Origin of the sequence: Streptomyces hazeniae, from assembly GCF_031845485.1 — a bacterium.
GTDB lineage: Bacteria > Actinomycetota > Actinomycetes > Streptomycetales > Streptomycetaceae > Streptomyces > Streptomyces hazeniae.
This window is the reverse complement of record NZ_JAVREQ010000020.1, coordinates 21,344-41,445: the sequence shown is the minus strand read 5'-3', so window position 1 is coordinate 41,445 and position 20,102 is coordinate 21,344. Positions and strand designations below refer to the sequence as shown.

At 74.4% G+C, this 20,102-nt stretch carries 19 protein-coding genes; 12 read left to right on the top strand and 7 right to left on the bottom strand.

Going from position 1 to position 20,102, the window contains the following annotated elements:
- Positions 1 to 19: 19 nt before the first annotated feature.
- Complete coding sequence (locus RM572_RS20670) at positions 20 to 505, bottom strand: DUF2269 family protein (RefSeq protein WP_311674860.1); 486 nt, start codon at positions 503 to 505, stop codon at positions 20 to 22.
- Positions 506 to 598: 93 nt separating this feature from the next.
- Between RM572_RS20670 and RM572_RS20665 the strand changes: the two genes are divergently transcribed.
- Positions 599 to 940: a PadR family transcriptional regulator gene (locus tag RM572_RS20665; protein ID WP_311674859.1), complete on the top strand. Its 342-nt coding sequence runs from the start codon at positions 599 to 601 to the stop codon at positions 938 to 940.
- Positions 937 to 1,620, top strand: coding sequence for a permease prefix domain 1-containing protein (locus tag RM572_RS20660; protein ID WP_311674858.1), 684 nt, complete (start codon positions 937 to 939; stop codon positions 1,618 to 1,620). Before RM572_RS20665 ends, RM572_RS20660 begins: the two co-directional genes overlap by 4 nt.
- Positions 1,621 to 1,659: 39 nt before the next feature.
- On the opposite strand, the gene RM572_RS20655 is transcribed toward RM572_RS20660, so the two are convergent.
- A complete protein-coding gene (locus RM572_RS20655) occupies positions 1,660 to 2,085 on the bottom strand; it encodes a secondary thiamine-phosphate synthase enzyme YjbQ (protein WP_311674857.1) in 426 nt (141 codons plus the stop codon).
- Between the two features lie 468 nt (positions 2,086 to 2,553).
- On the opposite strand from RM572_RS20655, the gene RM572_RS20650 reads away from it, so the two are divergent.
- From RM572_RS20650 to RM572_RS20640, 3 genes are all read left to right on the top strand, one after another.
- Positions 2,554 to 3,840 (top strand): exo-beta-N-acetylmuramidase NamZ family protein, encoded by a 1,287-nt coding sequence (locus RM572_RS20650; RefSeq protein WP_311674856.1) that lies wholly within the window; start codon positions 2,554 to 2,556, stop codon positions 3,838 to 3,840.
- A gap of 122 nt (positions 3,841 to 3,962) precedes the next feature.
- A complete protein-coding gene (locus tag RM572_RS20645; protein ID WP_027764647.1) occupies positions 3,963 to 4,253 on the top strand; it encodes a YiaA/YiaB family inner membrane protein in 291 nt (96 codons plus the stop codon).
- Positions 4,254 to 4,392: 139 nt separating this feature from the next.
- Positions 4,393 to 5,433: a questin oxidase family protein gene (locus RM572_RS20640; protein WP_311674855.1), complete on the top strand. Its 1,041-nt coding sequence runs from the start codon at positions 4,393 to 4,395 to the stop codon at positions 5,431 to 5,433.
- Positions 5,434 to 5,470: 37 nt separating this feature from the next.
- Here RM572_RS20640 and RM572_RS20635 read toward each other — a convergent pair whose 3' ends face one another.
- Positions 5,471 to 5,989 carry an O-acetyl-ADP-ribose deacetylase gene (locus RM572_RS20635; protein ID WP_311674854.1) on the bottom strand — a complete coding sequence of 173 codons (519 nt, stop codon included), beginning with the start codon at positions 5,987 to 5,989 and terminating at the stop codon, positions 5,471 to 5,473.
- 92 nt (positions 5,990 to 6,081) lie between these two features.
- Between RM572_RS20635 and RM572_RS20630 the strand changes: the two genes are divergently transcribed.
- Both RM572_RS20630 and RM572_RS20625 read left to right on the top strand, forming a co-directional pair.
- Positions 6,082 to 7,158 (top strand): DUF2332 domain-containing protein, encoded by a 1,077-nt coding sequence (locus tag RM572_RS20630; protein WP_311674853.1) that lies wholly within the window; start codon positions 6,082 to 6,084, stop codon positions 7,156 to 7,158.
- Between the two features lie 43 nt (positions 7,159 to 7,201).
- The gene (locus tag RM572_RS20625; protein WP_311674852.1) at positions 7,202 to 7,573 is read left to right on the top strand and encodes a VOC family protein; all 372 of its coding nucleotides are present in this window, start codon (positions 7,202 to 7,204) and stop codon (positions 7,571 to 7,573) included.
- A 48-nt stretch (positions 7,574 to 7,621) separates the two neighbouring features.
- Here the strand turns inward: RM572_RS20625 and RM572_RS20620 are convergent, their stop codons facing one another.
- Complete coding sequence (locus RM572_RS20620; protein ID WP_394813661.1) at positions 7,622 to 9,511, bottom strand: ABC transporter ATP-binding protein; 1,890 nt, start codon at positions 9,509 to 9,511, stop codon at positions 7,622 to 7,624.
- 154 nt (positions 9,512 to 9,665) lie between these two features.
- Positions 9,666 to 10,499, bottom strand: a complete 834-nt coding sequence (locus RM572_RS20615) for a L,D-transpeptidase family protein (RefSeq protein ID WP_311674851.1) — start codon at positions 10,497 to 10,499, stop codon at positions 9,666 to 9,668.
- 141 nt (positions 10,500 to 10,640) lie between these two features.
- Between RM572_RS20615 and RM572_RS20610 the strand changes: the two genes are divergently transcribed.
- Both RM572_RS20610 and RM572_RS20605 read left to right on the top strand, forming a co-directional pair.
- A complete protein-coding gene (locus RM572_RS20610; RefSeq protein ID WP_311674850.1) occupies positions 10,641 to 12,527 on the top strand; it encodes an ABC transporter ATP-binding protein in 1,887 nt (628 codons plus the stop codon).
- Entirely contained in the window at positions 12,524 to 14,305 is a 1,782-nt protein-coding gene (locus tag RM572_RS20605; protein WP_311674849.1) for an ABC transporter ATP-binding protein, read from the top strand. The genes RM572_RS20610 and RM572_RS20605 overlap by 4 nt, the downstream gene beginning before the upstream one ends.
- A 55-nt stretch (positions 14,306 to 14,360) precedes the next feature.
- On the opposite strand, the gene RM572_RS20600 is transcribed toward RM572_RS20605, so the two are convergent.
- Positions 14,361 to 15,152, bottom strand: a complete 792-nt coding sequence (locus RM572_RS20600; protein WP_311674934.1) for a metal-dependent hydrolase — start codon at positions 15,150 to 15,152, stop codon at positions 14,361 to 14,363.
- 150 nt (positions 15,153 to 15,302) lie between these two features.
- Here RM572_RS20600 and RM572_RS20595 point away from each other — a divergent pair, with 150 nt between their 5' ends.
- A complete protein-coding gene (locus RM572_RS20595) occupies positions 15,303 to 17,831 on the top strand; it encodes a DEAD/DEAH box helicase (protein WP_311674933.1) in 2,529 nt (842 codons plus the stop codon).
- Positions 17,832 to 17,909: 78 nt separating this feature from the next.
- Here RM572_RS20595 and RM572_RS20590 read toward each other — a convergent pair whose 3' ends face one another.
- Positions 17,910 to 18,302, bottom strand: a complete 393-nt coding sequence (locus RM572_RS20590) for a roadblock/LC7 domain-containing protein (RefSeq protein ID WP_027764638.1) — start codon at positions 18,300 to 18,302, stop codon at positions 17,910 to 17,912.
- A gap of 111 nt (positions 18,303 to 18,413) precedes the next feature.
- On the opposite strand from RM572_RS20590, the gene RM572_RS20585 reads away from it, so the two are divergent.
- Together RM572_RS20585 and RM572_RS20580 are read left to right on the top strand one after the other, a co-directional pair.
- Positions 18,414 to 19,055 (top strand): class I SAM-dependent methyltransferase, encoded by a 642-nt coding sequence (locus RM572_RS20585; protein ID WP_311674848.1) that lies wholly within the window; start codon positions 18,414 to 18,416, stop codon positions 19,053 to 19,055.
- A 154-nt stretch (positions 19,056 to 19,209) separates the two neighbouring features.
- Entirely contained in the window at positions 19,210 to 20,052 is an 843-nt protein-coding gene (locus tag RM572_RS20580; RefSeq protein ID WP_311674847.1) for a hypothetical protein, read from the top strand.
- Positions 20,053 to 20,102: the final 50 nt, after the last annotated feature.

Sequence of the window (20,102 nt, the reverse complement as noted above, 5' to 3'; positions counted from 1 at the left end):
CGCGGGCGGGGCCGCGGGCTCAGGCTCCGGTGGTGGAGCCCGGCCGGACGATCATGAGCACCACGACGACGGCCCACAGCAGGTTGAACACGCCGGTGAGCATGCCGAGTCGGGCCGCCTGCGACCGGGAGGCGCGGGCGCGGTCCTCGTGTTCCGAGGGTTCCTGTGCACCGTCCGGCAGCGGCTCCAGCATCTCCCGCTGGCCGGGCAGGATGGCGGCGATGAGCAGCGCCGCGGCCAGGGCGGTCAGGACGAGCGAGGCGACCAGCCACGGATCGCCGAGGACGCCGAGCTGGGCGCCGGTGGCGATGCCGAACACCGGGACGGCGACGCCGACCACGGTGTAGGCGCGGCAGATCCGGTGCAGCAGAGCGGCGGAGGCCGCTGCCGGGCCGCCGGACGCGGCCGCACGGGCGTGGCGCGGGAAGAGTGAGGCGGCCACGGCGATGGGCCCGAGCACCAGGATCGCCGCGAGCACGTGGACGGACAGCAGCAGTTTCGTCATCGCACGACTCTCCGAGGCGTTGACAGCAGACCAGAATGAGTAGACAGCCAATAGGTAGCACACCGACCTATGCAGTGTGTAGGCTGCCTACCCATGAAGACGGACGCGGTGCGCGGGCACCTGGACGGAATGCTGCTGGCCGTGCTCGAACCCGGGCCGCTGCACGGCTACGCGATCATCACCGCCGTGCAGCGCCGCAGCGGGGGCGCGCTCGACCTGCGGACGGGCACCGTCTATCCGGCGCTCAACCGGCTGGAGCGGCTCGGCCTGCTGACCAGCAACTGGGAGGCGACGGGCGAGCGCAGGCGGCGACGGTACGAGCTGACCGACGCCGGACGCGCCGGCCTGGCGGGCGAACGGCAGGCCTGGCGGGAGTTCACCGAGGTGATCGGCTCCGTCCTGGCCCCCGGCGGGTCGCCGCGGAGGGCGACATGACGACCCACGAGGCACCGCCGACCGACCACGTGGAAGCGTTCGTGACGGAGCTCGCGGACGGCCTGCACGGGCCGGTGCGCGCGAAAAGGCGCCTGCTCGCCGAGATCCGTGACGGCCTGGCGGAGACGGTCGACGCGCACACGGAAGCGGGCGACACGGACCGGACGGAGGGCTTCCGGCGGGCGGTGCGGGAGTTCGGCAGCCCGCGGGAGCTGCGGCCGGTCTGCCAGCGGGAACTGACGGTGGCCCAGGCGCGCCACACCGCACGCGCCCTGGCGTCGACCGCCCCGCTGCTGCCGGTCTGCTGGTACGCGGCGGGCGGAACACAGGCCGGAGCCGGGCAGGGTCTCAGCCTCTCCGACGGCTTCCGTCTCGCGGCGCTCCGGCTCGCCGAGGTCGCCGGCGTCGCGGCGCTGTGCGCGGTGGCCGTCCTCGCGCTCACCGGCTTCCTCGCGCGGCGGCTGCCCGTCCCCGAGCGACTGCCGCAGGCCGTGGGCTGGACGGGGACGGCGGCGAGCGGGGCCATGGCCGCAGCCGCGCTGCTGCTGACCGCCTCTCTCGTCCTCGCGGCGAGCTGGACGGCACCGGTCGCCGCCGCGCTCGCCGCCGTGACGCACGCCGTGGTGGCGCCCTCGGCCCGCGCCTGCCGCCGCTGCGCGCGGCTGACACCGGCCACCTGACCGGCCCCGCCAGGCGCAACGGCAGGACGGGTGGCGGGTTCACCCCAGGAAACTCAGCCTGACCTTCCGGTCCGGGTTGTCGCGGTTGGTGTCCACCAGGCAGACGGACTGCCAGGTGCCCAGGGCGAGTTGGCCGTCGATGACGGGCAGGGTGGCGTGCGGGGCCACCAGTGCGGGGAGGACGTGGTCACGGCCGTGGCCCAGGCTGCCGTGCCGGTGCCGCCACCGGTCGTCGGCGGGCAGCAGGTCGCGCAGCACGGCGAGGAGGTCCGTGTCGCTGCCGGCGCCGGTCTCCAGGACGGCAACGCCCGCCGTGGCGTGCGGGACGAAGACGTTGAGCAGGCCGTCCCGGCCGCTGGCCGCCCGCTCGAGAAACGCCTCGCATTCCAAGGTCAGGTCCGTGACGGACTCGCCCGAGCCGGTGGTGATCTCGAGGACGTGAGTACGGAAGGCGTCGTCGCTCATACCGCCATCCTCCCCCTCCGCCCGGACCCACGGGCAAGTCGAAATCCGTACAGATGCACGACGGCCCACACGTCCGCGTGAGGGTGGGGCGAACGGGGCGCGCGGGACGGGCGTGACGTCGGATGCTGACGATGCGCGAGCGACGGGCTGCAGACCGTGCGCGCGCCTCCCCCGAGGTTCCCGAGGGGAGTCGTCCCGGGGGAGCTGTCCCATCGACCGCAGTACCGAGGAGAACGCACCACCATGAACGTGATCACCAGCCTGCTCGCCGGCGTCGTCCACTTCCTGGGCCGGCTCGTCTGACGCGCGTCCCCGACCGGCGCCGTCCCTCCCCGTCCCGGGGAGGGGCGGTGCCGGTGGGGGGCCCGCCGCGTCGCACCGGCGCGCCACGGCGGCGTCAGAGTTGTAGACCACTGGCGTACTGCGTGGACCCTTGTCCCGGTTGACCGGCATGGATAGCTTCCGGCCATGCCTACCCGCCGTTCCCTCCTCGCCGGTGGCACAGCCGCCGCGCTCACCGCACCCCTGACCGCCTCCGCGGCGTCCCCTGCCGCCGCGGCAGGCCACCACCGGCACCGCCGGCTCACCACCGGCGCGGACCGTGCCGCCGCCCAGCGGTGGTCCATGCTCCGGGGCCGCAAGGTCGGCGTGATCAGCAACCCCACCGGGGTACTGAGCGACGCCGGCCACATCGTCGACTCCATGGCCGCCCGCGACGAGCTGAACATCGTCGGCGTCTTCGGCCCCGAGCACGGCTTCCGGGGCAGCGCGCAGGCCGGCGAGTCGGAGGACACCTTCATCGACCCGCGCACCGGCCTGACGGTGTACGACGCCTACGGCGCCGACACCGCCAAGATGCGCGAGCTGTTCACCACCTCCGGCGCCGACACGATCGTCTTCGACATCCAGGACGTCGGCGTCCGCTTCTACACCTACATCTGGACCATGTACAAGGCGATGGCGGCGGCCCGCGACATCGGCGCGCGCTTCGTCGTCCTGGACCGGCCCAACCCGATCGGACGCTGGGCCGACGGCCCGCTGATGACGGCGGACTACACCTCCGGCGTCGGCCTGAAGGAGATCATCCAGCAGCACGGCATGACCGTCGGCGAGCTGGCCCGCTACTTCAACGGCGAACTGCTGCCCCAGGAGGGCGACGGCGGCCGGGTCGAGCTGGAGGTCGTGGAGTGCCGCGGCTGGGACCCGTACTCCACGCAGTCGGACAGCCCCCTGCCGTTCGTGCCGCCGTCCCCCAACATGCCGACCGAGGACACCGCGGTCGTCTACGCGGGCACCGGCTACTTCGAGGGCACGAACATCTCCGAGGGCCGCGGCACCACACGGCCGTTCGAGCTGGTGGGCGCGCCGTACCTGGACTACCACTGGAGCGACCGCCTCAACGCCCTGGACCTCCCCGGCGTACGGTTCCGCGAGGCGTACTTCAAGCCCACCTTCAGCAAGCACACCGGGGAGAACTGCGCGGGCGTGCAGGTCTTCGTGACCGATCCGAAGCGGTTCCGGCCCGTCCCCACCGCGGTCGCCATGCTGATCGAGGCGCACCGCTACCCCGAGTTCGCCTGGCGCGAGGACTCCTGGGACCCGGAGCGTCCGTTCTGGATCGACAAGCTCTCCGGCTCGCCGCGGCTGCGCGAGATGATCGACGCGGGCGCGGACCTGGAGGAGTGCGTGGACGCCTGGCGCGGCGAGGTCCGGGACTTCGAACGCACCCGCCGCCGGTACCTGCTCTACCGCTGAGCCGCCCGGCGCGGCCGGTCCCGCCTCCCCGCGGGACCGACGCTGGTGACCGGGGCCGCCGCACGGCCGGGATGAGTAGCCGTACTCATGCGCCCGGCCGGGCGGCGGCGCACGATCGGAGCATGACGACACCCGTTCAGCGGCCCATGACCGCCGCGTTCTTCGTGCAGGCCGCGCTCTCCTTCGCCCTGGCGCTGGTCAGCGTCGCAGTCGGCATCGCCTGGCTGCCGGTGGACTCCTGGCAGCGCGGATTCCTGGCGCTCGGCCTGGTGTTCCTGGTGAGTTCGACCTTCACGCTCGCCAAGTGCGTGCGCGACAGACAGGAGTCGCAGGAGGTCACCCACCGGGTCGACCAGGCCCGCATCGACAAGATCCTCTCCGAGCACGACCCGTTCGACCTCAAGCAGCCCTGAGCGCCCCTCGGGCCCTGGTGGGCCCGCAGTCGTAGGACGGACGCCCGGAGGGGCGCGGGACGGACGTAGGACCGGCGGGCCGGAACGTTCCGTCCGGCGGCCGTGTCGCGGCGGGACGGCCCACCCCTAGCGTCGCCGTATGGGGAACGACAGCGGAGTACTGGACGAGGCGCTGGACCGGCTGCACGCCACGGGCCCGGAGTTCGAGGGCTGGCTGACCAACCACGCGCCGATGGCCGTGGAGGCCCTGGCCCGGCACGGCCGGGCGGACGCGGTGCACACCTGGCTGGACCGCTACCGCGGCCGGCTGGACGAGGCGCCGCGGCCGTACGAGCGGGTCAGCGCCGCGGGGTGGCGGGAGGCACTCGGCGACCACCGGCGGCTGGCGGACTGGACGGACTTCTTCCTGCGGGAGACCGCCGAGCAGCCGTGGCGCGAGGTCCTCGGCCTGTGGTGGCCGAGGCTGCTGCCCGGCATCAGCGGCGCCGCCACCCACCCGGTGATCCGGGTGGGCCACGCCGTGCGCACCCTCCTGCACGACGGGGAGACCGCGCCGCGCCGTGCCGAATTCGCCCATGCGCTGGGCTACTGGGCGGCGCGGCACGCCGTGCTGCCGGAGGATCTGCGTCCGGTGCGGGCTCCGGACGGCGCACCGGCCGCGCTGGACGCCGTACGGCCGGTGCGGCAGGAGGGGGGCATCCGGGACCGCCTGGCGCGGCTCGGCGAGCTGCCCGCCTGGCCCGGTGGGACGGGGCCCGGTGGGACGGGGCCCGGCGGGCCGGGGCCGGAGGCGGCACGGGAGCGGCTGGTCGAGCTGGTGCGCGCCGCCACCCACCGGTACGGCACCCACGCGCACGGGTCTCCGGTGATGCTGGTGCACGCGGCGACCGCGCCCAACGCCGTGCTGCGCACCCTCCCGGCGCTGGCTCCGCAGCTGTGGGAGCCGAGCCTGCGGGCGGCATGGGCGGCGGCCGCGGCCGTCACCGCGGCCTACACCCCGGAGGTACCGGCCCGAGCACGGGAGGTGGACGGCGTGGGCCCCGAGGAGGTGTTCGCCCGGGCCGCCGAGCACGGCGACGAGCATGCCGTGAAGTTCGCCGACACCGCGCTGGACGTGGGCGACGCACCGGCGCTGGGGGCGGCGCTGCGGGCCGTGGAGATGATCGACCCGCTCGGCTGACCGGGCGGGGTCCCGCATCCCGGTGCGGCCGGCGGAGTCAGAGCAGGCCGTGGAAGGCCTGTTCGGCGGGGGCGTCGAGGACGACGAAGCGGATCTCCGCGAACGCGTCCGGTGCGGCGGCGACGGTCTCCCGGACCGTGGCCACCGCGATGCGTGCGGCGTCGTCGGCCGGCCAGCGGTAGACGCCGGTCGACACGGCGGGGAAGGCGACCGTGCGGGCCCCGAGTTCGCGGGCGACGCGCAGCGACTCGCGGTAGCAGGACGCCAGCTGCGCGGAGCGGTCCTCGCTGCGGCTGTGCACCGGCCCGACGGTGTGGACGACCCAGCGGGCGGGGAGGCGGCCCGCGGTGGTGGCCACGGCCCGTCCGGTGGGCAGCCCGCCGCCGTAGCGAGAGGCACGGAGCTCGCGGCACTCGGCGAGGATGTCCGGCCCGCCCGCGCGGTGGATCGCGCCGTCCACTCCCCCGCCGCCCAGCAGGGAGGAGTTGGCGGCGTTGACCACCGCGTCCACATGCTGCTCGGTGAGGTCGCCCCGTACCAGCCTCAGTGCCGTCATGTGTTCATGGTGCCACCGCGGTGCGGCACTTGACCGCCTCGCGGCCCCGGGGGCCGTTGCGTGGACCGCGCCGCACGGGTGAACATCGGCTCATGGCGTCCTCCCACCTCGTCCGCATGATCGAGTTCCAGGCCGCGGCCTGCGGCGAACTCGGCTCGCCGCTCTACGCGGCGGTGCTGCGCCGGGTCGCCGGGGACGTGCGGGACGGCGGAGTGTGCGCCGAGGCACTGGCCGGGCACGAGGAGGCGCCGGGTCCGGACGCGGTCGCCCTGCGGCTGCTCGGGGGCGTGCACGCGCTGGTGCTCACCGGCCGCGCACCGGCGCTCGCGGCCCACTACCCGAGCGCGGGCGGCACGTTCGATCCGGCGCGGGAGGCGGAGCTGTGGGCGGCGTTCCGCGCCGCGGTGGCGGGGCGCCTGCCGCACGTGCGGGACTGGATGGGGCGGCCGCCGCAGACCAACGAGGTGGGCCGGTCCAACGTGCTGCTGGCCGGTGCGCTGCACGCCGCAGCCCGGCGGCCGATGCCGGTGCGCCTGTTCGAGGTCGGTTCGAGCGCCGGTCTCAACCTGCTCGCGGACGGTTTCCGGCTGACCGCGCCGGGCCTCGCGTGGGGCCCCGAGGGCTCGCCCGTCGAGCTTCGCGACGGCTGGGAGCCGCCGGTCCCGGAATGGCTGACGGACGCCGTCGCCCGGACGCCCGAGCTGCGCGTGGTCGAGCGGTACGGCTGCGACCGGGACCCGGTCGATCCGCTGTCCCCGGCCGGCGCGCTGGTGCTGCGCGCGTACCTGTGGCCGGACCAGACGGCGCGCAGGGCGCGGCTGGAGGGAGCGCTGCGGCGGGCGACCGAGGTGCCTGCCCCGGTGGCGCGGCAGAACGCGGACGCGTTCCTGGCCGGCGTACGGCTGCTGCCGGGCACCCTGACCGTCGTGTGGCATTCGGTGATGCGGCAGTACGTTCCCGGGGAGGCGTGGGAGCGGGTGGAACGGGAGCTGAACCGGCTGGCCGCGGCCAGCGGGCCGGACGCCGGCTTCGCGCACGTCGCCTTCGAGCCCCGCCGTGTGGGTGACGACCACCGCTTCCTGCTCTCGGTGCGGGTGGACGGCGGAGCGGAGGAGCTGCTGGCAGAGGCCCAGCCGCACGGGCTGCCCGCGCGGGCGTTCACCGGCTGAGTGGCGGAATGCGGGGGTTCCTGGTGATCGGTACCCTGCGTGCATGCCCGCTCGCTTCAAGGCCGTGACCCTGGACGCGCTGGATCACCAGGCGCTCGCCGACTGGTGGTGCCGCGCGCTGGGCTACCTGCGGCGGGAGTCCCCGGCGGGCCGGGAGAGCCGTCCGGACGAGTGGCCGGTGCCGTTGTACGACCCGACCGGCCACGGGCCGGTGCTGTGGATCAACCCGGTGCCCGAACCCAAGACGGTCAAGAACCGGTTGCACCTCGACGTCTACGGCAACACCGACGAGATGGTGGCCCTGGGAGCGAAGCTGCTGCGGCGGCGCGGCGGCGGCCGGGAGTGGGACGTGCTGACCGACCCCGAGGGCAACGAGTTCTGCGTGTTCCCGCCCAAGCGGCGGCCCACCGGCTGACGGCTCCCCCGAGGCGCGCCTCCGGACGGCACGTCACCCGCCCGCACGTCACGCGACCGGGCTGCCCGTCCGGGCTCCGGCGTCCTCCCCCGGCCCGTCCGCGGGCTGCTCCGCCGCTCCGACCTCCGGCGGGCCTTCCGGGTCTGCGGACTCCCGCCGGACCAGGGCGGCGTAACGGCCTCCCCGGGCCAGCAGTTCGGCGTGCGTACCGCGTTCGGCGATGCGGCCGCCGTCCAGGACGACGATCTGGTCGGCGCGGCGGACGGTGGACAGCCGGTGCGCGATGGTGACCGTGGTGCGGCCCGCGGAGAGCGCGTCGATCGCCGCCTGCACCGCGCGCTCGGTCCGGTTGTCCAGCGCGCTGGTGGCCTCGTCGAGAACCAGTACGGGCGGGTCGCGGAGGATCGTACGGGCCAGGGCGAGACGCTGCTTCTCACCGCCGGAGAAGCGGTGCCCGCGTTCGCCGACGACGGTGTCGTAGCCGTCCGGCAGGGCCGCGATGTGCTCGTGGATCTGCGCGGCCCGCGCCGCCGCGGCCAGTTCCTCGTCGGTCGCACCGGGGCGCGCGAAGCGCAGGTTCTCGGCGACGGAGGTGTGGAAGAGGTAGGTCTCCTGCGACACGACGCCGACCGCCCGGGCCAGGGTGTCGAAGTCCAGGTCGCGGACGTCGACGCCGTCGAGGGTGACGCGGCCCGCCGTGACGTCGTACAGGCGGGGCAGCAGGTATCCCAGCGTGGTCTTGCCGGAGCCGGTGGCGCCCACCAGCGCGAGACTGGATCCGGCGGGCACGGTGAGGTCGAGGGCGTGCAGGGTGGGCGGCCCGCCGGGGGTGTAGGCGAACGAGACGTCCTCCAGCCGGATCTCGCCGCGCGGCGCGGGCAGCCGTACCGGCCGCTCGGGCTCGGTGATGTCCACCGTCAGGTCGAGGTACTCGAAGATGCGGTGGAAGAGCGCCAGCGAGGTCTGCATGTCCACGCCGGTGGAGAGCAGCGAGACGGCGGGGCGCAGCAGGCCCTGCTGCAGGGTGACGAAGGCGACCAGGGTGCCGAGGGTGAGCGTGGGGCCGCCGAGGTGGAGGAGCAGGCCGGCGGTCCAGTAGAGCAGGGCGGGGAGAGCGGCCATGACGATGCCGATGGTGGCCATCCGCCAGCGCCCGGCCATGCTGGAGCGGATCTCCAGGCGGGCGAGGTGCTCGGACTCGCCGGCGAAGCCGTCGGTGAGGGAGTCGGCGCGGCCCATGGTGCGTCCCAGCAGGATGCCGCTGACCGACAGGGATTCGGTGACCAGGGCGGACATCGCCGCCATCTGCTTCTGCCGGCGCGCGGTGTGCTCCTTGCGCTCACGGCCCACCCGGCGGCTGATCCAGACGAAGAACGGCAGCAGGAGCAGCGAGACGGCGGTGAGCCGCCAGTCGAGGGCGAGCATGGCGCAGACGGTCGCCACCACGCTGGTGAGGTTGGAGACCAGCGAGGTGGCGGTGGAGGTCACCGTGGCCTGCATGCCGCCGATGTCGTTGGCGATGCGGGACTGCACCTCGCCGGTGCGGGTGCGGGTGAAGAACGCCAGCGGCATCCGCTGGAGCTTGGCGTAGACGCCGGTGCGCAGGTCGTGCATGACGCGCTGGCCGACGGTGGTGGACAGGAGCGTCTGCAGGACGCCGAAGACGCTGGTGGTGACGGCGATGAGGATCATGCCCAGCGCGAGCAGGGTGAGGAGGCCGGTGCGCCGCTCGGGAATCGCGGTGTCGAGGATCTCGCGGAGCAGGAAGGGCGAGGCGACCGAGACCAGCGAGGAGGCGCCGACGAGCAGGCCAACGACCGCGAGTCGCCCTCGGTAGGGGCGGAACAGGCGCAGGATGCGGCGGATCTGCGCGGGCTGCTCGCGCGCGGTCTTCAGGTCCTCGGGCGACGGGTTCCACAGCGGTGCTTCGCGGGGCAACGGGCTCCTCTCCTGGTCGGCTGCCGGTCCGGGGCGGTCACCGGGTCGGGTTCGCGGCGCCGGGGTCTCCCCGCGGCCGGCTCGCCGGTCCGGGGTGGTCACCGGCCGAGGATACGGCCGTCCCGCGCACGGCCGCCGGGAGCGGGTACGCCGGTCAGTCGCGGAGCGTCGCGCGGTCGCCCATCACGATGACCGGGCGGCGGTCCGGGTCGAGGGTGCGCAGCAGGTACTCCATCGCCCGCCGGGGCACGCTGACACAGCCGGAGGTGCCGCTGCCGTGGTCCAGGTGCAGCCAGATGAAGCCGCCCTTCTCCTGGCCTCGAGGACGGGTCGGGTCCAGCGGGCTGGTGCCCGGGACGCGGTTGTAGTCGATGGCGACGACGTGGTCGAAGTCGTGCTCGGTCCGGTCCGCCCAGTGGGCGGGCGGCGTGAACGCGGCGGAGTGCAGGTAGGGCAGTGCGGTGCCGGCCGGTGCGGCGTCGACGCCGCCCGCGTCGGTGAGGGTGAAGACGCCCACCGGGGTCCGCTTGTCGCCCTCGTGGTGGTCGGTGGTCCAGCCCCGTTTGCCGTTGTGGCCCTGCCAGCGCTTCTCCAGCGTCCAGGCGCCGGTGCCGCCGCGCCCGTCCCGCTCGTCCCCACCGTCCCGCTCGCCCCCTCGGGCCCACAGCTCCACCCGGGAGCGGGCCGAGTCGCGGCCCTCGCCGTGGACCACGACGGCCTGCCCGGCGGCTTCGGGTATCCGGGCCCGGTAGCGGGCGCCGACACCCGGCAGGTGCCGCGCACCGGAGGTCGCGGCCGCCTCGGGGGCGGCCTCCCCGCCCCCGTCCTGCGTGCGGGAGCCGCGGTCGCCGCCCGGGGTGTCCTGGCCTGTGCCGCAGCCCGCGAGCAACAGCGCCACGGCGGTCGTGCAGGCCGCGGCGGCCGTGCGCACGGTGCGGCCGTGGGAGGCCCGCACCGTGCTCCTGCTGCTTCCGGGACGTGTCCGCATGCGCCCCATCGTCGCATCACCGTGCGCCCGTCCGCGCGGGAAAACCCGTTGCGCGGACCCCCTCTCCTTGGCGAGCCTTGCATGTCTCCCTCTTCTTCCTCCCGCACCGCTTCCCTGTCCGTACGAGCGCCTTGGGGCGTCATGCAGATCCGCGACCTACCGTTCACCGATCCCGGCGTTCCCGACGTGCGGTCCGGGCTGCGGCTGCTGTTGTGGCTGGGCGGCCGGCAGCGCGCCGGGCAGGCGAAGTCGCTGGGATGGGGGCTCCTGCACCTGGTGTGCATCGCCCTGTTCCCGGTGGTGGTCGGGCTCGCCGTGCAGGCGGTCGTCGACGGCTCCGGAGCCGACCTGGCGAAGGCCGGCGGCCTGATGGCCGTACTGGGCACCGGGGTGACGGTGGGCGACACGATGCTGCACCGCACGGCCGTCACCAACTGGATCACGGCGGCGGCGCGCGTGCAGCAGCTGCTGGCCCGCCGCACGGCCGAGCTGGGCGCGGCCCTGACCCGCCGGGTGGCGGCGGGCGAGGTGGTCGCGGTGTCGACGGGCGACATCGAGAAGATCGGCTGGTGCGTGGAGTCCGCGTCCCGGTTCAGTGCGGCGCTCCTCACCGCGGTCGGCGTGTGCGTGGGCCTGGTGGTGTACGAGCCGCAGCTCGGCGTGCTGGTGGCCGGCGGGGTGTGCGCGCTGGCGGCGGCGGTGCTGCCGCTGCTGCCGCGGGCCACCCGGCGCGCGGACCTGCAGCGTGAGAAGGCGGGCCGCGCCACGGAGCTGGCCGCCGACACCGTCGCCGGGCTGCGGGTCCTGCGCGGCATCGGCGGCGAGGAGCTGTTCCTGAGCCGGTACCGGTCGGCCTCGCAGGAGGTGCGGCGGGCGGCGGTGCGCACGGCACGGATGTGGGCGGTGATCGAGGCGGTGCAGGTGGCGCTGCCGGGGCTGCTGCTCATCGCGGTGGTGTGGCACGGCGCCGGGATGGTCGCGGACGGCCGCCTCGCCGTGGGCGAACTGGTCGCGGTCTATGGCGCGGTGACGTTCCTGCTGTTCCCGCTGCGGCTGTTCCAGGAGTTCGCCATGGCCTACTCCTTCTCCCGCCCGTCGGCGCGCCGCGCCGCACGCGTGCTGGGACTGCGCCGCACGGCGGACGGGGGCCTCCGGGCTCCCGCGGACGGCGGGCGGGCCGGGGAACCGGCGGGCGACCTGTACGACCCGGCGAGCGGACTCGTCGCCGAGGAAGGGAAGTTCACCGCCGTGGTCTGCGGCGACCCGGACACCGCGGGCACGCTCGCCGAACGGCTCGGAGGCCACGCCCACGGTGAGGAGGCCGCGGGCGGCGCGGACGGGGCCGAGGAGCGGTCGGTGCTGCTGGGCGGCGTCCCGCTGGACGGGCTGCCGCTGGAGGCGGCCCGCCGCGTGGTGCTGGTGCAGGACAAGGACCCCGTGCTGCTCTCCGGGACGCTGGCGGAGCTGCTGGACGTGCCCGCCTCCGGTGCGGTGACCCCCGCCGAGGCCCTGGACGCGGCGCAGTGCGGGGACGTGCTGACCGCGCTGGCCCAGAGTTCCGCGGACGTGTCCGATCCGCTGGACGCGCGGATCACCGAACGTGGCCGCTCCCTGTCCGGCGGCCAGCGGCAGCGGCTGGCGCTGGCCCGCTCGCTGGTCACCGACCCGCAGGTACTGGTGCTGGACGAGCCGACCAGCGCCGTCGACTCGCACACCGAGGCGCGCGTCGCCGACGCCGTCCGCAGGTTGCGCCGCGGCCGCACCACGGTGGTGCTGGCCACCAGCCCCCTGCTGCTGGACCGCGCGGACCGTGTGCTGCTGGTGCAGGGCGACCGGGTCGCGGCCGACGGCACGCACCGGGACCTCCTGCGCACCGAACCGGCCTACCGGGCCGTCGTCACGCGCGAGACCGACGACGAGCGCGCCGCCGGCACCCGCCTCGCCCCGGACCACGGGACGGCGGAAGGGGCCGACGAGACCGCCGCGGACCTGACCGAAGAACTCGCTGAAGGGACCACCCGTTCATGATCGGCGTCGCTCCCCCCGCGTACGACCCGGCCGCGCCCGAGTCGGTCACCACGCTGCCCGTGGGCGCTCCGGCGACGGTGCGGGCGTACGTGCGCGAGCTGATGCGTCGGCACCGGCGCGCGTTCACCACGCTGGTCGTGGTCAACGCCGTCGCGGTCACGGCCTCGATGGTGGGCCCCTACCTGCTGGGCGGCGTGGTCGAGGACCTGTCGTCCGGCTCCGGGGACCTGCATCCGGGGCGCACGGTCGCGCTGTTCGCCGTCGCCCTCGTCGTGCAGGCGTTCTTCGTACGGCTGGTGCGGCTGCGCGGCGCGATGCTCGGCGAGACGATGCTGGCGGACCTGCGTGAGGACTTCCTGGTGCGGTCGGTGGCGCTGCCGCCGGGCGTATTGGAGCGCGCCGGGACGGGCGACCTGCTGTCCCGCATCACCACGGACATCGACCGGCTCTCCAACGCCATGCGGGAGGCCGTGCCGCAGCTCTCGGTGGGCGTGGTGTGGGCCGGGCTGCTGCTCGGCGCGCTGACTCTGACGGCGCCGCCGCTGGCGGTGGCGGTGCTGGTCGCCGCGCCGCTGCTGACGGTCGGGTGCCGCTGGTACTACCGGCGGGCCGGAGCGGCCTACCGCTCCGAGTCCGCCGGGTACGCGGCGGTCGCCGCCGCGCTGGCGGAGACCGTGGACGCGGGCCGGACCGTCGAGGCGCACCGGCTCGGCCGGCGCCGGGTCGCCCTCTCGGAGCGGCGCATCGCCGAGTGGACCGCCTGGGAGCGGTACACGCTGTGGCTGCGCACGGTGCTCTTCCCCGTGGTCAACGCCACGCACGTGGTGGTGCTCGGGGCGACGCTGATGTTCGGCGGATGGTTCGTCCTCCGGGGCTGGCTGACCGTCGGCCAGCTCACCACCGGTGCGCTCTTCGCCCAGATGCTGGTGGAGCCCGTCGGGCTGATCCTGCGCTGGTACGACGAGCTGCAGGTCGCGCAGGTGTCGCTGGCGCGCCTGGTGGGCGTGCGCGAGATCGAGACGGAGGCCGGCGAGGACCACGTGCGGCCGGAGGGACGGGACGTGACCGCTGACCGCGTCCGGTTCGGCTACCACGCGGGCGCCGACGTGCTGCACGGCGTGTCCCTCGACGTGCCGGCCGGCACGCGGATGGCGCTGGTCGGTCCGTCCGGGGCGGGCAAGTCGACGCTGGGCAGGCTGCTGGCCGGCATCTACGCGGCCCGTGCCGGAGAAGTGACGCTCGGCGGCGCGGAGTTGTCGCGCATGCCGGCCGAACGGGTGCGGGCGCACGTCGCGCTGGTCAACCAGGAGCACCACGTCTTCGTCGGCTCCCTGCGGGACAACCTGCTGCTGGCCCGCACCGGCGCGTCCGACGCCGAACTGTGGGCCGCCCTCGGCGCGGTGAGCGCGGACGGCTGGGCGCGCGCCATGCCGGACGGCCTGGACAGCGAGGTCGGCTCCGGCGGCCGCACGGTCACGCCCGCGCAGGCCCAGCAGATCGCGCTGGCCCGCCTGGTGCTGGCCGACCCGCACACGCTGGTCCTCGACGAGGCGACGTCGCTGCTCGATCCGCGCGCGGCACGACACCTGGAGCGTTCGCTGGCCCGGGTCCTGGACGGGCGGACGGTGGTCGCGATCGCGCACCGCCTGCACACGGCGCACGACGCGGACGTCATCGCCGTGGTGGAGGACGGGCGCATCAGCGAACTCGGCAGCCACGACGCGCTGGTCGCGGCCGACGGCCCCTACGCGGCGCTCTGGCGGAGCTGGCACGGCTGACGGGTCCCCCGGCGCCGGGCCCCGGGCCCGGTGCCGGAGTGCCGGAGTGCGGGAGCTAGAAGAGGTCGAGGGCGTAGACGCCGCCCGCACCGCCGGCGATCATGAACAGCGGCATCAGCACGCTGACCTCGACCCACGCCCCTGCGCGGAACCGCATGAACCGCGGCGTCCCCAGCGGATACCACCGCTTGCCCTTTATCGGTATGGGCCACAGGATCGGGCAGCCGGAGATCGTCAGCGCGTCCCCGATGCTGTGCACCAGTGCTCCCAGCACGATGGGCAGGCCGAGCCACACGTAGCGCAGCTCCGGGTCGCCGACGAGCCATTCCGCACCGTTGCCGGGCTTGATCAGGATGTTGGTGAGGATCCACGCCCCGGCGGCGCCCAGCAGCCACACCAGCACGTCGCTGGAGACGCGGGCCGCGCGCCACAGCAGGCCCTCGACGGCCAGCACGACGTGGACGAAGAGGATGGCCAGCACGGCCCACCGGCCGCCGTACACCGCCGCGGCGGAGAAGCCGGCGCCGATGAGCACCGCCCAGGGCCAGGTGTGCGTGAGGGTGCGGTGGCCGCCGGTGCGGGGGCGTTCCCCCTTGCCGCGGGTGGCGTTGTAGACCGCCTCCGACAGCTTGCCGATGACGGTGCACAGGCCGCGGCCCAGCGGGCCGAAGGCCCGCGAGATGGTCGCCGACGGCTGGTCCAGGTCGGGGGCGAGCGCCGCGCCGGCGCATATCAGGGCCCCCACCACCAGAACCGGCCAGGGCATGGGCCGGTCGAACCAGGCCGCCGCCGCCCCGGCTCCGAGCCATGCCGCCGCTCCGGAGAGCGAGTGCGCCGGTCCCATCATGCTGATCCCCACCCCGGGTTCGTGTCGCGTGTGTGATGCGTGCGCGCAGCAGTGACGACGGCCACAGGGCCGCCGTCAGGCGACACAGCGTAACGGTCGATGATCAAGCGCGCCGCACCGGTTCCCGTACCGGGTCCGGCGGCAGGCAAGATGGGGGGCGTGACAGCCACCCTTATCGATCAGTTGCCGACCGAAGCCGACCCCGACGCCCTGTTCGAGAACTTCTCGCAGTGGGCGGAGGAGCGCGGCATCAGCCTCTATCCCGCGCAGGAGGAGGCCCTGATCGAAGTGGTGTCCGGGTCCAACGTGATCCTCTCCACCCCCACCGGTTCGGGGAAGTCGCTGGTCGCGGCGGGGGCGCACTTCGCGGCGCTGGCCCGCAACGAGGTGACCTTCTACACCGCGCCGATCAAGGCGCTGGTGTCGGAGAAGTTCTTCGACCTGTGCAAGATCTTCGGCACCGAGAACGTCGGCATGCTGACCGGCGACGCGTCGGTCAACGCGGACGCCCCGGTGATCTGCTGCACCGCCGAGGTCCTGGCGTCGATCGCGCTGCGCGACGGACGGGACGCGGACATCGGCCAGGTCGTGATGGACGAGTTCCATTTCTACGCCGAGCCGGACCGCGGCTGGGCGTGGCAGATCCCCCTGCTGGAGCTGCCGCAGGCGCAGTTCGTGCTGATGTCGGCGACGCTGGGCGACGTCTCCCGCTTCGAGGAGGACCTGAACCGCCGCACCGGGCGGGACACGGCCGTGGTGCGGTCGGCGACGCGGCCGGTGCCGCTGAGCTACGAGTACCGCGTCACGGGCATGACGGAGACGCTGACGGAGCTGCTGGAGACCAAGCAGGCGCCGGTCTACATCGTGCACTTCACCCAGGCGCAGGCGGTGGAGCGGGCGCAGGCGCTGATGAGCATCAACATGTGCACCCGCGCGGAGAAGGACGAGATCGCCGCGCTGATCGGCAACTTCCGCTTCACCACCCGCTTCGGCCGGAACCTCTCCCGCTACGTCCGCCACGGGATCGGCGTCCACCACGCCGGGATGCTGCCCAAGTACCGGCGGCTGGTGGAACGGCTGGCCCAGGCGGGTCTGCTGAAAGTCATCTGCGGCACGGACACCCTGGGCGTCGGGGTCAACGTGCCGATCCGCACGGTGCTGTTCACGGCGCTGAGCAAGTACGACGGCACCCGGGTGCGCACGCTGCGGGCGCGGGAGTTCCACCAGATCGCCGGCCGCGCCGGCCGCGCCGGCTTCGACACCTCCGGGTTGGTGGTGGCGCAGGCCCCGGAGCACGTCATCGAGAACGAGAAGGCGCTCGCCAAGGCGGGCGACGACCCGAAGAAGCGCCGGAAGGTGGTCCGGAAGAAGGCCCCCGAGGGGTTCGTCAACTGGAGCGAGCAGACCTACGAGAAGCTGATCGCCTCCGACCCGGAGCCGCTGACCTCCCGGTTCCGCGTCACGCACGCCATGCTGCTGGCGGTGATCGCCCGGCCCGGCGACGCGTTCTCCGCGATGCGGGAGCTGCTGGAGGACAACCACGAGGACCGCCGCGCCCAGCTGCGGCACATCCGGCGGGCCATCGCGATCTACCGTTCGCTGCTGGACGGCGGCGTGGTGGAGCAGCTGGACGGGCCGGACGCGGAGGGCCGCCGCATCCGGCTGACCGTCGACCTCCAGCAGGACTTCGCGCTCAACCAGCCGCTGTCCACCTTCGCGCTGGCCGCCTTCGAGCTGCTGGACCCGGAGTCGCCGTCGTACGCGCTGGACATGGTGTCGGTGGTGGAGTCGACGCTGGACGACCCGCGGCAGATCCTCGCCGCCCAGACCAACAAGGCCAAGGGCGAGGCAGTCGCGCAGATGAAGGCGGACGGCGTCGAGTACGAGGACCGGATGGAGCGGCTGATGGACGTCACCCATCCGCAGCCGCTGGCCGAACTCCTCTTCCACGCCTACGGCCTGTACCGGCGCTCACACCCCTGGGTCGGCGACCACCCGCTGTCGCCGAAGTCGGTGATCCGCGACAGGTACGAGCGGGCGATGACCTTCAGCGAGTTCGTCTCGCACTACGAGCTGGCCCGCACCGAAGGCATCGTGCTGCGGTACCTGGCGAGCGCGTACAAGGCGCTGGAGCACACCGTGCCGGACGACCTGAAGTCCGAGGCCTTCGAGGACATCGTGGCCTGGCTGGGCGAGATGGTCCGGCAGGTCGACTCCAGCCTGCTGGACGAGTGGGAGGCGCTGGCCAATCCGGAGGTGGAGACCGCGGAGGACGCGCAGGACCGGGCAGACCAGGTCAGGCCGGTGACGGCGAACGCTCGCGCGTTCCGGGTGCTGGTGCGCAACGCGATGTTCCGGCGGGTGGAGCTGGCGGCGCTGGACAAGGTCGCCGAACTCGGCGAGCTGGACGCCGAATCGGGCTGGGACGCGGACGCCTGGGGCGCGGCACTGGACGCCTACTGGGACGAGTACGACGAACTGGGCACCGGTCCGGACGCGCGCGGCCCGAAACTCCTGCAGATCGAGGAGGTCCCCCAGGACGCGCTGTGGCGGGTGCGGCAGACGTTCGCCGACCCGTCGGGCGACCACGACTGGGGCGTCTCCGCCGAGATCGACCTGACCGCCTCCGACGCGGAGGGCCGCGCGGTCGTGAAGGTCACCTCCGTCGGGCAGCTGTGAAGGCCGGACGGGGGCGGCGGGTCGCCACGTGGGCGGCACGCCCGGGCGGCACGCGCGCCGGGCGGTGAGCGGCGCGGATCAGACGCTGTTGCGCGCGTCGACGCCCAGGTGCTCGCCGACCCGGTTGACCATGAGCGTCATCTCGTAGGCGATCTGTCCGATGTCGGCCTCGGCTCCCGCCAGCACGCACAGGCAGCTGCCGTCGCCGGCGGCGGTGACGAGCAGCATGCCCTCGTCGAACTCGATCATGGTCTGCCGGACCTGGCCCACGCCGAAGTGGACGCCCGAGCCCTTGGCCAGGCTGTGCAGACCGGAGGCGACGGCCGCCAGGTGCTCGGCGTCGGCGCGCTCCAGGTCCCTGCTGTTGGCCGTCACCAGCCCGTCGTTGGAGAGCACCAGGGCGTGCCGGACGAGCGATATCCGCTGACAGAGGTCGTCCAGCAACCAGTCGAGTCCGGTGTTCAGGGCCATCCCCGGGTCCCCCTTCGCAAGGTGTTCGCGTGCCACCCTTACCCACGACGCCACAGAGAGCAACCTCCGGGCCGGATGCGGACCGGGTCGGAACCGAACGGAGACCAGCCGATGACGGAGCACGGAGGCGGCGACTCCCACCCGGGCCGGAGGCGGGCAAGGAACGATCCGGCGTCCGTGCGGAAGTTCTTCGCGGCCCGCGCGGCCGGGTGGGACGCGAAGTTCCCCGACGACGGCCCGGCGTTCCGAGCCGCCGTCGCCGCGCTCCGGCTGCGTCCGGGCGAGGTGGCGCTGGACGTGGGCAGCGGGACGGGACGGGCGCTGGAGCCGCTGCGGGCGGCGGTGGACCCGTCCGGCGCCGTGCTCGGCTTCGACCTGACGCCCGAGATGGCGGTGCGGGCCCTGCGGGCAGGGCGCGGACGGGCGGGGCTGCCGGTGGTCGCCGACGCGGCGCGCCTGCCGGTGCGGGACGCCGCCGCGGACGCGGTGCTCGCGGCCGGGCTGCTCACCCACCTGCCGGACCCCGCGGCCGGGCTCCGCGAGTTCGCCCGCGTGGTGCGGCCCGGCGGGCGGCTGGCGGTCTTCCATCCGGTGGGGCGGGCGGTGCTGGCGGCCCGGAAGGGGCACGTGCTGCGTGTCGACGACCTGCGGGCCGAGGAGAACCTCCGCCCGCTGCTGGCGGCCTGCGGCTGGCGGCTGGAGTCGCTGGAGGACGGCGACGCCCGCTACCTGGCCGTGGCGTTGCGGGCCTGACCGGCGCGGCCGCAGCGGCACGCCCGGCGGAGGCGTCGCACGGCTGAGGGCGGAGGTGCCGCACGCCACCCGGCGGCTCTCTGTCCTGCCGGACCGCGGCGGGTTAGGGTGCCCGCACGATCGAGACCCGCACGATCGGGAGAGGGGTCGCATCGTGACCGCCGACGAGGACGACGCGCTCTACGTGCTGACCGCCGTGCTGCTCACGCCCGCGCAGTTCCCCAGCGTGCTCGGCGACGACTACCCGGAGGCGTGCTCCGTGCTCGGCCTGGAGCCCTTCGCCGAGGGCTACGGCCTGGTACTGGGCCAGGACGGCGCCGGCGCCCGGTGGACGGTGGCGACCGAGGACGTCACCCTGGTCGCCTGCGCGGTCGCCGCCTGGGACTGCGGTATGGAGTACGACCTCTCCCCCGACGAGCGCTCGGTGACCGCGGTGCTCCCCGGCTGGCCTCTCGCGGTGGCGGTCGCCGCGCCCGGCGTCCCGGCGCCGCACGACCCGCCGCCGGAGCCGGGCACCGAGGGCGAGTGGAAGGTCCTGGCTCCCCCGGACACCCGGGAGTGGGGGCCGGCGCAGCGGCGCATGGGGGCGGATGAGATCGCCCTGCAGTGGGCGGCGTGGCGCGAGCGGATCGACGACGCCGCGGTCTTCTCCGACGCGGACGCCGAAGCCGGTTCCGGTGCCGCTCGCCCGGCCGGGGAGGAGGCCGACGGGCCTCCCGGCCCGGCGGCGAGCCCGGTGCAGCGGGTGATGCGCGAGATGCGGGCCTATCTGGACGACCCGCCACCGCCCGGCCGCGTACGGTCGGCGTTCGCCTCCGGCGACGCCCGCACGCTGCGCTGCGACGGGCCGGGCTGGAGCATGGTCGCCCGCACCGACGACATCGCGTTCCTGCTGCTCGACGACGAGCCCGGCGAGGTGGTGCCGGTCGGCCGCGGGCCGGGGCTGCCCACGCTGCTCAGCGCCCTGGACGGCATCGCGGTACGTCCGGCCGCCTGACGCCTCCCGGGCGCGCACGGGAGCGCAGGGCGGCGGTCGGGCACCGGCCG

Bases quoted from the DNA above. Each gene is read 5' to 3' on its own strand.
- RM572_RS20670 (WP_311674860.1), bottom strand. From the start codon at position 505: ATGACGAAACTGCTGCTGTCCGTCCACGTGCTCGCGGCGATCCTGGTG.
- RM572_RS20665 (WP_311674859.1), top strand. From the start codon at position 599: ATGAAGACGGACGCGGTGCGCGGGCACCTGGACGGAATGCTGCTGGCC.
- RM572_RS20660 (WP_311674858.1), top strand. From the start codon at position 937: ATGACGACCCACGAGGCACCGCCGACCGACCACGTGGAAGCGTTCGTG.
- RM572_RS20655 (WP_311674857.1), bottom strand. From the start codon at position 2,085: ATGAGCGACGACGCCTTCCGTACTCACGTCCTCGAGATCACCACCGGC.
- RM572_RS20650 (WP_311674856.1), top strand. From the start codon at position 2,554: ATGCCTACCCGCCGTTCCCTCCTCGCCGGTGGCACAGCCGCCGCGCTC.
- RM572_RS20645 (WP_027764647.1), top strand. From the start codon at position 3,963: ATGACGACACCCGTTCAGCGGCCCATGACCGCCGCGTTCTTCGTGCAG.
- RM572_RS20640 (WP_311674855.1), top strand. From the start codon at position 4,393: ATGGGGAACGACAGCGGAGTACTGGACGAGGCGCTGGACCGGCTGCAC.
- RM572_RS20635 (WP_311674854.1), bottom strand. From the start codon at position 5,989: ATGACGGCACTGAGGCTGGTACGGGGCGACCTCACCGAGCAGCATGTG.
- RM572_RS20630 (WP_311674853.1), top strand. From the start codon at position 6,082: ATGGCGTCCTCCCACCTCGTCCGCATGATCGAGTTCCAGGCCGCGGCC.
- RM572_RS20625 (WP_311674852.1), top strand. From the start codon at position 7,202: ATGCCCGCTCGCTTCAAGGCCGTGACCCTGGACGCGCTGGATCACCAG.
- RM572_RS20615 (WP_311674851.1), bottom strand. From the start codon at position 10,499: ATGCGGACACGTCCCGGAAGCAGCAGGAGCACGGTGCGGGCCTCCCAC.
- RM572_RS20610 (WP_311674850.1), top strand. From the start codon at position 10,641: ATGCAGATCCGCGACCTACCGTTCACCGATCCCGGCGTTCCCGACGTG.
- RM572_RS20605 (WP_311674849.1), top strand. From the start codon at position 12,524: ATGATCGGCGTCGCTCCCCCCGCGTACGACCCGGCCGCGCCCGAGTCG.
- RM572_RS20600 (WP_311674934.1), bottom strand. From the start codon at position 15,152: ATGATGGGACCGGCGCACTCGCTCTCCGGAGCGGCGGCATGGCTCGGA.
- RM572_RS20595 (WP_311674933.1), top strand. From the start codon at position 15,303: ATGGGGGGCGTGACAGCCACCCTTATCGATCAGTTGCCGACCGAAGCC.
- RM572_RS20590 (WP_027764638.1), bottom strand. From the start codon at position 18,302: ATGGCCCTGAACACCGGACTCGACTGGTTGCTGGACGACCTCTGTCAG.
- RM572_RS20585 (WP_311674848.1), top strand. From the start codon at position 18,414: ATGACGGAGCACGGAGGCGGCGACTCCCACCCGGGCCGGAGGCGGGCA.